Below are 12766 nucleotides of genomic sequence, written 5' to 3' on the forward strand. Positions count from 1 at the left end.
GAATGAATTTCAATTGCATTAAAACGATTCTAATAGCTGCGACGGCAATGGTCAGCCTGAATTCTTTTTCTCAGGATTTGATTGCCCGACAAGCCCCCATCGACAGGAAACTAAAGAGCGTTGACTCGTTGGCTTTACAGAAACAGATACGTGCTGAACAATCTGCTTATCCAGGTCTAAGTCTATATCCGACTTGGAACAATGAGTATGTACAAGCTTATGGCGATGCTATCGTTCCTGAAAGCTATAAAGTGGACCTGACAGGTTTCTGTATGCCTACCACGCATACGAAGATTACCGATGTATTCGGTTATCGCCCCAGAAGACGCAGAATGCACTATGGCTTGGATGTTAAAGTATTCATCGGTGATACGATTCGAGCAGCTTTCGATGGTAAAGTACGCGTAGTAAAGAATCAGGGACGCCGTGGCTATGGTAAGTATATCGTTATTCGTCATGACAATGGACTGGAAACTGTTTACGGACACTTGTCCAAACAGATCGTAGAAATTAATCAATTGGTTAAAGCCGGAGAACCTATCGCTTTAGGTGGCAATACCGGACGTTCTACCGGTTCGCATCTTCACTTTGAAACCCGCTTTTTAGGAATTCCTATTAACCCCGCTTTAATGTTCGACTTTGAAAAGCAAGATATTGTTGCTGATCATTATACTTTCACTAAGACCAAGACTTCAAAAGGAACTGCTCGCAGCATGGCTTCCGGTGAAGGTTTGTTCTATAAAGTGAAGAGTGGCGATACATTGTCTAAGATTGCATCCCGTCAGGGAGTATCTATTGACAAGCTCTGTCAGTTGAATCGCATTACACGGAAAACAATCTTACGTCCGGGACAGGTATTACGTTGTTCGTAAGATATCAATAAACCCATAAAGAAGAGGGCACTTTAATATAATTTAGAGTGCCCTCTTTTCTTTTTTCTTTAATTATTCCTACCTTTGCAACCAATTTGTAAGGAAATGAAAGATACCAAACAACAATTTGAGCATGTCATTGCCATCTGTCGTGATTTGTTCTCCAAGAAACTACATGATTACGGTCCGGCATGGCGTATTCTCCGTCCGGCCTCCGTGACTGACCAGATATTCATTAAAGCCAATCGTATCAGGAGTATTGAAACCAAAGGAGTGACGTTGGTGGACGAAGGAATACGTTCCGAGTTCATTGCGATAGTCAACTATGGCATTGTCGGATTGATACAGCTGGAACTGGGATATGCGGAATCAGCCGATATCACGAATGAAGAAGCAATGGCGTTGTATGACAAATATGCTAAAACTTCATTGGATTTGATGCTTGCTAAGAATCATGATTACGATGAGGCATGGCGCAGCATGCGTGTCAGTTCATACACTGATCTGATATTGATGAAAATCTACCGTACGAAACAGATTGAAAGCCTGTCAGGACAGACTTTGGTTTCGGAAGGAGTGGATGCTAATTATATGGACATGATTAATTATTCCGTATTCGGTTTGATTAAGATTGAATTTGGAGACTAAGCAGAAACATATAATCTGGAAGAGCTGGGTGAATGTTTGCCGTTTTTTATTGGCGGCGGTATTCATCTTTTCCGGCTTTGTGAAGGCAGTCGATCCGTTAGGCTCTTTTTATAAGATTCAGGATTATCTGACGGCTTTCGGAATGGCCGCGTGGTTTCCTACATATTTGCAACTACTGTTTGCCATCGTATTGTCGGCGTTGGAATTCTCAGTGGGGGTATTCCTGTTCTTCGGTATACGGCGGAGGTTTGCTACGACTTTGGCACTGTTGTTGATGATCGTGATGACACCGCTGACACTGTATCTGGCATTAGCGAACCCGGTGTCCGATTGCGGTTGTTTCGGTGATGCATGGGTGTTGACAAACTGGGAAACGTTTGGCAAGAATGTAGTATTGTTTATTGCAGCTGTATCTGTTTTCAAAGGTGGAAAACAAATCATCCGCTTTATTACGGCAAAGATGGCATGGATGGTTTCCATGTACACATTCTTTTTCGTGTTTGTGCTTTCATTCTATTGCCTAGACAATCTGCCCATTCTGGATTTTCGTCCTTACAAGATCGGAAAGAATATCAAAGAAGGCATGGAAATACCCGAAGGAGCAAAACCCAGTGTGTTTGAGAGCAAGTTTATTCTGGAGAAAGATGGAAAAAAGCAGGAATTTACACTGGATAATTACCCGGATAGCACATGGACGTTTGTTGAAACACGTACGGTGTTGAAGGAAAAAGGATACGAGCCTCCGATTCACGACTTTTCTATTGTAAGTCTGGAAACCGGAGAGGATCTGACCGATAGCATTTTATCAGATAAGGGGTATACATTCCTGTTAGTAGCTCATCGTATTGAAAAAGCTGACGATAGCAATATAGATCTTATTAACGAGATCTATGATTATAGTGTGGAGCATGGTTACGGCTTTTATGCCCTGACTTCTTCGCCGGAGGAACAAATAGAGTTGTGGCGTGACAAGACCGGTGCAGAATATCCTTTCTGCCAGATGGATGACATCACTTTGAAGACCATTATTCGTTCCAATCCCGGACTGATGCTGATAAAGGATGGCGTTATTCTGAATAAGTGGAGTGATAACAGTTTACCGGATGAATATGTGTTGACGGATAGCTTGGATAAACTGGAACTCGGTCAGCAGAAACAAGAAAGTGATTTGCGCACGATTGGTTACGTTCTTTTGTGGTTTATCATTCCGTTGCTGATGGTTATCGGCGTGGATATTCTGGTTGTGAAGCGCAGGGAAAGAAAGAGAGAGAAAAATAAAGAGCTTCCTCAGCCATAAATCACAAATTATAAATAGTAAATACATTAACCCTTTTAATAAATAAAAAACAAAATGAGAAAAAACATTGTTGCAGGAAACTGGAAAATGAACAAAACCCTTCAGGAGGGTATTGCTCTTGCAAAAGAACTGAATGAAGTATTGGCTAACGAAAAGCCTAACTGTGATGTAATCATCTGTACTCCTTTTATCCATCTGGCATCGGTTACTCCGTTGGTAGACCCCGCTAAGATTGGCGTAGGTGCTGAAAACTGTGCTGACAAAGAATCAGGTGCTTACACTGGTGAAGTTTCAGCTGCTATGGTTGCTTCTACAGGTGCTAAATATGTAATCCTGGGTCACTCAGAACGTCGTGCTTACTATGGCGAAACAGTTGCCATCTTGGAAGAAAAAGTAAAATTGGCTTTGGCTAACGGCCTGACTCCGATCTTCTGTATCGGTGAGGTGCTGGAAGAACGCGAGGCTAACAAGCAGAATGAAGTAGTTGCCGCTCAGTTGGCTTCTGTATTCTCTCTGTCTGCTGAAGATTTCTCTAAGATCGTATTGGCTTACGAACCGGTTTGGGCTATCGGTACAGGTAAAACTGCTACTCCCGACCAAGCTCAGGAAATCCACGCTTTCATCCGTTCACTGATTGCTGACAAGTATGGTAAGGAAGTTGCTGACAACTGTTCTATCCTTTACGGTGGTAGCGCTAAACCGTCTAACGCAAAGGAATTGTTTGCTAATCCTGACGTTGATGGTGGCTTGATCGGTGGTGCAGCTCTGAAGGCAGCAGACTTCAAAGGTATCATTGATGCTTTTAACTAATAGATAATGGAAGACTGATAATTGATAACCGGTGAAGTGCCGTTTGTCGGTTATCAGTCTCTATAATCATATTATCAACCGTCTATTATTTTATTATTCATTATGAAGAAGCTTGGTTTACTTTTAATTGCATGCTTTGCTTTCGCCGCTTTTGCTTCGGCGCAGAATAACATTGTGAAGAGTCTGGAACGCAATGTGCCGGGACAGGGTAAGGTAACCATCCATCAGGATGCCCGCATCGAGGCCTTGATAGGTCAGGAATATATCCCCAATGGAACGGAAAACAGAGTGCTTAAAAGTCAGGGTTACCGCGTACAGGTGTATGCCGGAAACAATACCAGTAGAGCCAAGAATGAAGCTCACTCAGTGGGCTCACGAATCAAAGAATATTTCCCGGAGCTTTCTGTTTATACCTCTTTCCACTCTCCCCGCTGGCTGTGCCGTGTAGGAGACTTCCGCAGTATTGAAGAAGCGGATGCCATGATGCGCCAGTTGCGTGCTACAGGCGTATTCAAAGAAGTTTCTATTGTGAAAGAGCAGATAAACATACCGCTTTAAGTTTATAAGTTGTTCAGTTTTTGAGTTATACTGAAACTCGGAAACTTAAAACTCAAATATATGTTAGGAAAAGAAGAAATCGTATCTCCTGCACTGGATGAACTGAAAGAACACTATCAGCGTATTATAACTTTATTGGGCGAAGATGCCGAACGCGAAGGACTACTGAAAACCCCCGAACGTGTAGCGAAAGCTATGCTGAGTTTGACAAAAGGCTATTTCATGGACCCGCATGAAGTGCTCCGCTCTGCCAAGTTCAAGGAAGAATACAGTCAGATGGTGATTGTGAAAGACATTGATTTCTTCTCACTTTGCGAACACCACATGCTTCCGTTCTACGGAAAAGCACACGTGGCCTATATCCCCAACGGTTACATTACGGGGCTGAGCAAGATTGCCCGTGTAGTGGATATCTTCTCCCACCGTCTTCAGGTGCAGGAACGCATGACGCTCCAGATTAAAGAATGCATCCAGGAAACACTGAATCCCTTGGGCGTAATGGTGGTTGTGGAAGCCAAGCACATGTGTATGCAGATGCGTGGGGTTGAAAAACAGAATTCCATAACGACCACTTCCGATTTTACAGGTGCTTTCAATCAGGCAAAGACCCGTGAAGAGTTTATGAACCTCATTCGTCAGAATTCATTCACATAACAATCCCATACCTTATTTCATGAAAGGAAACTGCAGTTCCCATGAAAGGAAACGCGCGTTCCCTTTAGGGGGAAACTATCGTTTCTGTATGAGGAAACTGTCGTTCCCATTAGGGGGAACTGTCGTTTCTGCATAAGGAAACTATCGTTCTCATTAAGAGTAAGGTGATTTAACCGAGTACAACTCTGTCTCCCAATCGTTTGGCCATAATACTTTTGATCTCACGCAGTTCTGAGTAGCGTTTCATGATAGAGGTGCATTGTTCTTCATCATTGGCTACGGCAGGATCTTGCAAGGCATACATCATGTGTTTCATTTCTTCACTGATGATGGCGAACTTGAAATTAATCATGAGCGTAGGCACCAATTCGAATAGGCGTTCCTCGTCGGTTACTAACCTTTGGGCTTTGGAGTGATACTTACTCAGTTGGTAGCGGTCGGCAATCAACTCTGTACTTAGCTTACTGATAATTGGGTCGGGATGCGCCAGGAAATACCGTTCTGCGGTGAATCCTTCATTATGTATGTGCTCTGCCGCTTCCGTCAACATCTGCCTGTGCAGTGGGTTGTGGAAAGCCAGTTCATCCTCCTTCAAGTCATTGACTACGTATTCCGTTACCGTGATGGGAATTTCTTTCCCTTCCTCATCGGGAACGTTGCACAATACTTTCTCTCCGTAGCGTACTACCATTTGCAGAATAAGGCGCTCGTATTTGTAGAATTCCTGTCCTTCTTTTCCTTCTTGGGGGATATAAGATACGTATTCGGCAGCTTCCGGTGGAAGCGGTGCACCACCGTCAGGCATTTCTCCATCCATGGGATAAGGAGGCATGTCTTCAGGGTAGGGTGGTTGCATTCCGTCGGGAAGCGGTGCTTGTGTAGCGTCGCGGGCTGCATTATTCTTTCTTGTTTCCCGGTTTCTTTGTTCCGCCTGCTTCTCAGCCTGCGTTTCGCGTCGTTTGGCAACTTCCGAAACCAGCAGTTTGTCTTCTATACGAAGCAGCTGACTACATTCTTTAATATATACATCACGGACAATTGCTTCAGGAATAATAGATATACTTTGTACAAGATTACCGATTAATTCAGCACGCTTGATAGGATCTTTTCCTGCATCTTCCAGCAGAAGATTTGTTTTGAAGCGTATAAAGTCTGTTTCATTATCTTGTATGAATTTCTGGAACTCCGTAGCGTTGTGCTTGCGGGCGAAGGAGTCCGGGTCTTCTCCGTCGGGAAGTAGGCAAACTTTGATATTCATACCTTCTTCCAGCAGCATGTCGATACCGCGGAGAGAAGCCTTGATACCTGCCACGTCACCGTCATAGAGTACCGTAATGTTATTGGTGAAGCGGTGAATGAGCTTAATTTGTCCCGGAGTCAGTGCCGTACCCGAAGAAGCTACCACATTCTCCACACCTGACTGGTGCATGGAAATAACGTCCGTGTATCCTTCCACCAGAAAGCAACGGTCTTGTTTCACAATAGCCTGTTTGGCAAAATAAATGCCATACAACTCATTACTCTTATGATAGATTTCCGATTCGGGAGAATTGACATATTTAACTTTGACTCCCTTCGTCGCACTGCTAAGCACGCGCCCGCCGAAAGCGACTACCTTACCGGAAAGTGTGTGTACCGGAAAAATAACACGTCCCCAAAAGCGATCGCGCAAGCGGTGATCATCCGTTTCGTAGCAAAGCCCTGTCTTGACAAGATATTCTTTCTTGAATCCTTTCTTGATGGCTTCTTGAGCCATGGCATCGTGACTTTCGGTGCAATAGCCTAATTGGAACTTTTCAATGATATCATCCCGGAAACCACGATTGCGGAAGTATGCCATGCCAATGCTACGTCCGTCCACATGGTTTTTGAGTATATTTTGGAAGTAGTCACGTGCAAAGTTATTCACAATGAACAAACTTTCACGTTCGCTCTGCATCAGCTTCTCTTCGCTGGACAGTTCGCGCTCCTTGATTTCGATACCGTATTTCTTTGCCAGATATTTCAGAGCTTCGGGGTAGCTCATCTGCTCGTGTTCCATAATGAAGTGCACCGCATTGCCACCTTTACCGCAGGAAAAGCATTTGCACAACCCTTTGGAAGGCGACACGTAGAAAGATGGCGTCTTGTCATCATGGAACGGACACAAGCCTACATAATTCACACCTCGCTTGCGCAACGTAACGAAGTCCGATACAATGTCTACAATCTGTACGGCATCCAGAATTCTGTCTATGGTAGGTTGGTCTATCATTGGATAATTGTTTTTGCGAATGCAAAGATACTAAAATGATAGCGAATCGCAACTCTTGGATTTCTTATGTAGTGTGAAAGGAAGGAATAGTGGGGAGGAATATTATTGTTTTTATCTGGGGATAAACTATCCCCAGATAAAAACAATAGCGTAAACGAGCAAAAGAACTCATTAATTGCTGATGGAATTCTGATCTATTTTATCTTCTCCCTAATCTTCGTCAGATACTGCTTCATTCCTTCCGCATCCTTCGTACTGATAATTTCCAGCAAATTCTTCAGTTCCAGACGAATATTTTCCACTTGTGAGGGAGTGCGCGGGTTGAAGAGAATTTCCTGAAGCAAATAATCATCCTCACTCAGCAAACCCTTGGCAATAGCCATGTGCTTCTTGAACGTAGTACCTGGAGCTTCCTGATGCTTCATCACCGCTGCAAAAACAAACGTAGAGACAAAAGGAATAGACAGAGAATAAGCTACTGTCTCATCATGCTCGTCGAAAGTATATTCGAAGATATTGAGGCGGAGCGTCTGGTAAAGGTCCTTGAAGAAAATTTTTCCCAGGTGGTCACCTTCACTGATGATGATAGCATTCTCGCTGCTCAGATTGCTGAGGCTGGCAAACGTAGGGCCAAACATCGGATGCGACGATACATAACGGAAACCACTTTCCTCATAGAATTTCTTCAATCCCGTCTTCACCGAGGCGATATCACTGATGATACAATCCTTGGGCAGCACAGGCAGCACCTTGCGGAATGCATCCAATGTATACTTTACCGTGGCGGCATTGATTACCAACTCCGGTTCGAAGTCCTTTATCTCTTCCAACGTGGTGAAACGATACGTGTTATAGACAAAACGCAACTGGTGCGGATTCACGTCGAACACTGCCGTTTCATGTTGGAAACTTAGAATATCTGTAAAGAAAGAGCCCATCTTGCCGGCTCCGAGTATTAAAATACGCATAAATTTAGTGTTATTAGCTACAAGTTACGAGCAACAAGCTACGAGTATCCTGCGATATGATGGCGCAGCTACTGGTAGCCTGTAGCTTGTCACTTATTAATTATTTCCATTTGTTGCCTCACACTCTCCTCGTGTATCAGCTCGAATACCTTCTTGATAAATTCCGAATCTACGCCCAGAAGCACACCTTGTGAACCGCGTTTGTCCAGAATTTCATTGTAACGTCCCGTTTGCAGGATCGTCATATCGTGTTCTTTCTTGAACGTACCGATTTCACGTGCCACACGCATACGCTTGGCAAGTTCCTGCATCAGGTTGTTGTCGCACTCGTCAATCTGCTTGCGCAGTTCACTGAGATTTTCCGTGGTCTGTGTCTCTTTACGGATGACGAGTAGGTTCAGGATGTAATCCAGTACGTCCGGAGTCACTTGCTGCGAAGCATCGCTCCATGCACAGTCGGGGTTGCAGTGGCTTTCGATAATCAGACCGTTGAAACCGAGGTCCATAGCCTGCTGACAAAGCGGTGCGATGAGTTCGCGCTTACCACCGATGTGGCTGGGATCGCAGATGATCGGCAGGTTCGGGATGCGACGACGCAACTCGATGGGGATATGCCATTGCGGCAGATTGCGGTACAACTTCTTGTCGTAACTGCTGAAACCGCGGTGGATGGCTGCCAGACGTTTCAGTCCGGCATTGTTGATACGCTCCAATGCGCCGATCCAGAGTTCCAGATCCGGGTTTACCGGGTTCTTCACAAACACAGGAATATCCACACCCTTCAGTGCATCGGCAATTTCCTGCATGGCAAACGGGTTGGCAGTGGTGCGTGCGCCAATCCAAAGGATATCGATACCTGCTTTCAGACACTCGTATACATGCTTTGAAGTAGCTACTTCGGTAGCTACGTACATACCGGTTTCTTTCTTCACCTCTTTTAGCCATGCCAGACCGTCTACGCCCACACCTTCGAAACCACCCGGTTTGGTACGTGGTTTCCAGATTCCGGCGCGGAATATCTTCGTTCCTTTTTCGGCCAGTTGCTTGGCTGTGCACATTACTTGTTCTTCTGTCTCGGCGCTGCAAGGACCTGCAATTACCATGGGACGTTTGTCCTCAATACCCGGCAGCAAAATCGATTCTAATTCAAGTTCCATATTCTTTTATTTTTGTTCAATTATATTTTTATTGTATTGATATTTCTCTGTATCTCCTGTGAATATATTACTTCATCTCCCTGATGCGCTTCAATGCCTCTTCCAATTTATGGTCTTTGCAGCAAAGCGAGATGCGGATATACCGTTTTCCGTTACTTCCGAAGATAAATCCCGGTGTGATGAACACGCGTGCGTTGTGCAACACCTTTTCAGTCAGTTCTTCAACGTCGGCGCAGCTATCGGGAATTTTTCCCCAGAGGAACATACCTACCTGTTTTTCATCGTATGTACATCCCAGTGCATGCATGATTTCCCCTGCCAGATGGCGGCGGTTGCGGTAGTTCTTGTTGTTTCCGTCGTACCATTCCTGTTCGGCTTCCAAGGCGTTGGCGGCTGCCAGTTGCATGGCGCGGAACATGCCGCTGTCGATGTTGCTCTTCACTTTCAGTATCCATTGCACAAAGTCGGCGTTGCTTGCCAGCATACCGATACGCCAGCCCGGCATATTGTGGCTCTTGCTCATGGAGTTGAACTCGATGCAACACTCTTTGGCGCCCGGCACACTGAGGATGCTGAGAGGGTGGTCGTTCAGGATGAAGCTGTACGGGTTGTCGTTTACAATCACGATGTCCTTGCGGCGTGCAAAGTCCACCAGCTTTGCATAGAGTTCCGGGGTGGCGTTAGCTCCGGTCGGCATGTTCGGATAGTTGGTCCACATCAGCTTTACGCGGCTCATGTCCATCTTTTCCAGTTCGTTGAAGTCGGGCATCCAGCCGTTTTCCTCTTTCAAGTTGTAGTTGATGACTTCCGCGCCCAGTATCTTGCTCAATGAGGTATAAGTGGGATAACCCGGATTGGGAACCAACACCTGTTCGCCCGGATTGACGAAGGCGAGTGTGACGTGCAGGATACCTTCTTTCGAGCCGATGAGCGGCTGTATTTCAGTGTTCGGATTCAACTCCACGCCGTACCATTTCTTATACCAGGCGGCAAAGCTGCGGCGAAGTTCGGGGATGCCGACATAAGGCATATAACCGTGTCCGTCAGGGTTTTGTGCTTCGCGACACAGGGTTTGTATGGTTGCTTCCGAGGGAGGCATATCAGGGCTGCCGATTCCGAGGCTGATTACGTCTTTTCCTTCGGCATTCATTTGTGCCACCTCTTTCAACTTCTTGGAGAAGTAGTATTCGCTCACGCTGGCCAACCGGTCGGCGGGCTTGATCTTAGATGTTTGATTTTCCGTCTGCATATTCGCCTAATATTTTAAGTTCTTTGGTTAGCGGTGTGATGGCCGCGATGGATTGTTTATATCTCAGTAGGTTGTCGAAAACAACGTCTACGTAAAATTGGTATTCCCATTCCCGTCCGATGATGGGCAGCGACTGTATCTTGGTCAGATTGATGCTGTAGAACGAAAGAATGGACAGTACTTGCGAGAGGCTCCCTTCCGTGTGGGGCAGTGTGAATACCATGCTTGCCTTGTTGGTTTCCGGGTGTGGATGGCGGCGTATTTCGTCTACTTGCCAAGGATCGGCAACTACCAGAAAACGGGTGAAGTTGTGCTTGTTTGTTTCGATGCCTTCCTGCAACACCTTCATGCCGTAACGCTCGGCAGCAGCTTTGGAGCAGATGGCGGCGTGTCCTTTCAGGTTTTCCCGCTTGATGATTTCGGCGCTGAGGGCAGTATCTTCCGCTTCCACTACTTTCATTTTCGGGTGCTGGGCAAGGAACTCGCGGCATTGCATCAGTGCGATAGGGTGGGAGTTGACTTCCGTCAGATCGTTCCAGTCCTCGTCGGGCAGGCAGACAAAGCTGTGTGAAATGCGTAGTTTGTATTCGCCTATGATTTGTGTGCCGCTCTGCCGCAGCAACTCATTGTTGTGCAACAGGCTGCCTGCAATGGTATTCTCTATCGCCAACATTCCTATGGTCTTGCTGTCTTTCTTCACGGCTGCAAACACATCCTCAAAAGTAGCGCAACAGATTAACTCTATTTCTTCTCCTTCGAAGTACTTGTGTGCGGCAATGTCGTGATACGACCCTAATGTTCCTTGAATGGCTATTCTTTTCATACTGTTTCTTTAAAAAAAAATCCCGCTTCCATACAATGGAGCGGGATTAAGTATATTACTTTAGTTCTCTATTCAGTTCTTAAGCATCACTGTCACTTGACACATACAAACTCCCGCTCTACTTTCTGGCTAAAGTAAAAGTAAAAAAAGAAGTAATATGCATAAGTAAACAAATTCATACTTTCGTTTTCTTTTTGATTCTTAATTCGTGGCAAAAGTAATACTTTTCTCTTATATGCAAGCAAAAAATGATATTTTTTTTATTTCTTCTTCAAATTTAGCTTTCAGACTACTGCTTCCGACTGTCTTTTTCTACTGGAAATCAGTCAATCGTTGTGCATGATTCTTTTGATTTACTCCCATTTGTTCACGGCATCGTTAGGCTGTGCCTGCCTCGGAGTACTATGACCTTCGCGGATGTACTTTTATAACGGGTGTTTGGGGCACTGACTACTTTTTTGGGGGGATATCCTGATTCAATAAAAAAGCATTCTTCTTTTGGCTATTCACTGCAATTCATCTATCTTTGCATTAGCCGAAGAGAAATGCGGCATGTTGAAGCTATTTTTGACAAGGAGAAAACTGGTAATTTTATTTAAGTCAAGAAACAGAACTTCAATAAAGATGTTTCACGCAGACCATATAGGGTCGGGCGTGCAAGCGTATTTATTGGTTCTGTGGGTATACCAGTACCTCTCCTTGGATAAATATGAACTATACGTCCGACTTCTTTTTGTATAAGGGGGATGAGGGCGATTTTAAATATTTAAAATCCGAAGAAGACATGAATACCCCGAAGGATGAAATGATAACAGAGGCCATCCACTGCATGGTAGAACAGAGGAAACACGAGATATGGGAAGTGCTCTACCCATTAAGTATAAAATATGGTTTTACGCTCGACTCCGACTATGCCAGCATCAAGCTGGAACCTCCCTGTAAAGACTTTCCGGAAGAAAAATGTGGATGTAAAATACCGCTGGATTCTGTGTTCAGTACCTTTGTGAAAGGTGATTTTCTGTATGTGATGTGCCGCGGGAAAGTGTATTTTATTCTCGATCTGGAAAGTGGTTTGTGGAGACTGTATTTGCCGATGCACCGACCTCCAAGGCTGAAAGTACTGTGGTGGAGGATTCAAGAGACGGTAAGGGATTTGGTGTGGTTGGTGAGGCATTGGAGGGACTGAAGCAATTTTAGTAAGTATTGTTTTTAGGAAGTTGCATTCATCATCTATTGCAAATACCTTTTGAATGTATTCATGTAATCGTTCGGTTGCCCAACGCCTGAAACGTGTCGCTACCTGAAGTTGTTGCGTGAGCCACACATCGGTATCAGCAAACCGTACATTGACTTTGGGCACACCATTATCATCTTGGTAGATGATTATATTATTTTTATCATCAAACTCCATATAAATCTATTTCGTATAATAATATCATAATTTGGGTTATTTATATAGCAAATATTATATACCGT

At 44.7% G+C, this 12766-nt stretch carries 12 protein-coding genes and 1 pseudogene; 7 read left to right on the top strand and 6 right to left on the bottom strand.

The window, feature by feature from the left end; translation table 11 throughout:
• The first annotated feature begins 2 nt into the window (after positions 1-2).
• The 6 genes from BACINT_RS00560 (at position 3) to folE (ending at position 4839) form a co-directional block, all read left to right on the top strand.
• Positions 3-872 (top strand): M23 family metallopeptidase, encoded by an 870-nt coding sequence (locus BACINT_RS00560; RefSeq protein WP_007659724.1) that lies wholly within the window; start codon positions 3-5, stop codon positions 870-872.
• A gap of 105 nt (positions 873-977) precedes the next feature.
• Positions 978-1520, top strand: coding sequence for a DUF1599 domain-containing protein (locus BACINT_RS00565; RefSeq protein ID WP_007210078.1), 543 nt, complete (start codon positions 978-980; stop codon positions 1518-1520).
• Positions 1510-2817 (top strand): BT_3928 family protein, encoded by a 1308-nt coding sequence (locus BACINT_RS00570; protein ID WP_044154559.1) that lies wholly within the window; start codon positions 1510-1512, stop codon positions 2815-2817. The genes BACINT_RS00565 and BACINT_RS00570 overlap by 11 nt, the downstream gene beginning before the upstream one ends.
• Positions 2818-2871: 54 nt before the next feature.
• Positions 2872-3627 (top strand): triose-phosphate isomerase, encoded by a 756-nt coding sequence (gene tpiA / locus BACINT_RS00575; protein WP_007659726.1) that lies wholly within the window; start codon positions 2872-2874, stop codon positions 3625-3627.
• A gap of 102 nt (positions 3628-3729) precedes the next feature.
• Positions 3730-4185, top strand: a complete 456-nt coding sequence (locus tag BACINT_RS00580; RefSeq protein ID WP_007659727.1) for an SPOR domain-containing protein — start codon at positions 3730-3732, stop codon at positions 4183-4185.
• A 60-nt stretch (positions 4186-4245) separates the two neighbouring features.
• Positions 4246-4839 carry a GTP cyclohydrolase I FolE gene (gene folE, locus BACINT_RS00585; RefSeq protein ID WP_007210082.1) on the top strand — a complete coding sequence of 198 codons (594 nt, stop codon included), beginning with the start codon at positions 4246-4248 and terminating at the stop codon, positions 4837-4839.
• Positions 4840-5008: 169 nt separating this feature from the next.
• Here the strand turns inward: folE and dnaG are convergent, their stop codons facing one another.
• The 5 genes from dnaG to BACINT_RS00610 all read right to left on the bottom strand — a co-directional run bounded on the left by dnaG (position 5009) and on the right by BACINT_RS00610 (position 11290).
• A complete protein-coding gene (dnaG, locus tag BACINT_RS00590) occupies positions 5009-7093 on the bottom strand; it encodes a DNA primase (RefSeq protein WP_007659728.1) in 2085 nt (694 codons plus the stop codon).
• Between the two features lie 194 nt (positions 7094-7287).
• Complete coding sequence (locus tag BACINT_RS00595; RefSeq protein WP_007659729.1) at positions 7288-8061, bottom strand: prephenate dehydrogenase/arogenate dehydrogenase family protein; 774 nt, start codon at positions 8059-8061, stop codon at positions 7288-7290.
• Between the two features lie 89 nt (positions 8062-8150).
• Complete coding sequence (locus BACINT_RS00600) at positions 8151-9218, bottom strand: bifunctional 3-deoxy-7-phosphoheptulonate synthase/chorismate mutase type II (protein WP_007659732.1); 1068 nt, start codon at positions 9216-9218, stop codon at positions 8151-8153.
• A gap of 67 nt (positions 9219-9285) precedes the next feature.
• Positions 9286-10467 (bottom strand): pyridoxal phosphate-dependent aminotransferase, encoded by a 1182-nt coding sequence (locus BACINT_RS00605; protein WP_007659734.1) that lies wholly within the window; start codon positions 10465-10467, stop codon positions 9286-9288.
• The gene (locus BACINT_RS00610) at positions 10442-11290 is read right to left on the bottom strand and encodes a prephenate dehydratase (RefSeq protein WP_007210092.1); all 849 of its coding nucleotides are present in this window, start codon (positions 11288-11290) and stop codon (positions 10442-10444) included. Before BACINT_RS00610 ends, BACINT_RS00605 begins: the two co-directional genes overlap by 26 nt.
• A gap of 784 nt (positions 11291-12074) precedes the next feature.
• Between BACINT_RS00610 and BACINT_RS23440 the strand changes: the two genes are divergently transcribed.
• On the top strand, positions 12075-12476 hold the full coding sequence (locus BACINT_RS23440) for a hypothetical protein (protein WP_225663099.1): 402 nt from the start codon (positions 12075-12077) through the stop codon (positions 12474-12476).
• Between the two features lie 36 nt (positions 12477-12512).
• Here the strand turns inward: BACINT_RS23440 and BACINT_RS23445 are convergent.
• Positions 12513-12701 (bottom strand): annotated as a pseudogene (locus tag BACINT_RS23445) (cell filamentation protein Fic); the annotation flags it as partial.
• Positions 12702-12766 lie beyond the last annotated feature (65 nt).

Source organism: Bacteroides intestinalis DSM 17393 (genome assembly GCF_000172175.1).
In the GTDB taxonomy this organism is placed as follows: domain Bacteria; phylum Bacteroidota; class Bacteroidia; order Bacteroidales; family Bacteroidaceae; genus Bacteroides; species Bacteroides intestinalis.

Coding starts and splice junctions, on each gene's coding strand:
- BACINT_RS00560 (WP_007659724.1), top strand. CDS start 3: ATGAATTTCAATTGCATTAAAACGATTCTAATAGCTGCGACGGCAATG.
- BACINT_RS23440 (WP_225663099.1), top strand. CDS start 12,075: ATGAATACCCCGAAGGATGAAATGATAACAGAGGCCATCCACTGCATG.
- BACINT_RS00600 (WP_007659732.1), bottom strand. CDS start 9,218: ATGGAACTTGAATTAGAATCGATTTTGCTGCCGGGTATTGAGGACAAA.
- BACINT_RS00565 (WP_007210078.1), top strand. CDS start 978: ATGAAAGATACCAAACAACAATTTGAGCATGTCATTGCCATCTGTCGT.
- BACINT_RS00610 (WP_007210092.1), bottom strand. CDS start 11,290: ATGAAAAGAATAGCCATTCAAGGAACATTAGGGTCGTATCACGACATT.
- BACINT_RS00605 (WP_007659734.1), bottom strand. CDS start 10,467: ATGCAGACGGAAAATCAAACATCTAAGATCAAGCCCGCCGACCGGTTG.
- BACINT_RS00595 (WP_007659729.1), bottom strand. CDS start 8,061: ATGCGTATTTTAATACTCGGAGCCGGCAAGATGGGCTCTTTCTTTACA.
- BACINT_RS00580 (WP_007659727.1), top strand. CDS start 3,730: ATGAAGAAGCTTGGTTTACTTTTAATTGCATGCTTTGCTTTCGCCGCT.
- dnaG (WP_007659728.1), bottom strand. CDS start 7,093: ATGATAGACCAACCTACCATAGACAGAATTCTGGATGCCGTACAGATT.
- folE (WP_007210082.1), top strand. CDS start 4,246: ATGTTAGGAAAAGAAGAAATCGTATCTCCTGCACTGGATGAACTGAAA.
- tpiA (WP_007659726.1), top strand. CDS start 2,872: ATGAGAAAAAACATTGTTGCAGGAAACTGGAAAATGAACAAAACCCTT.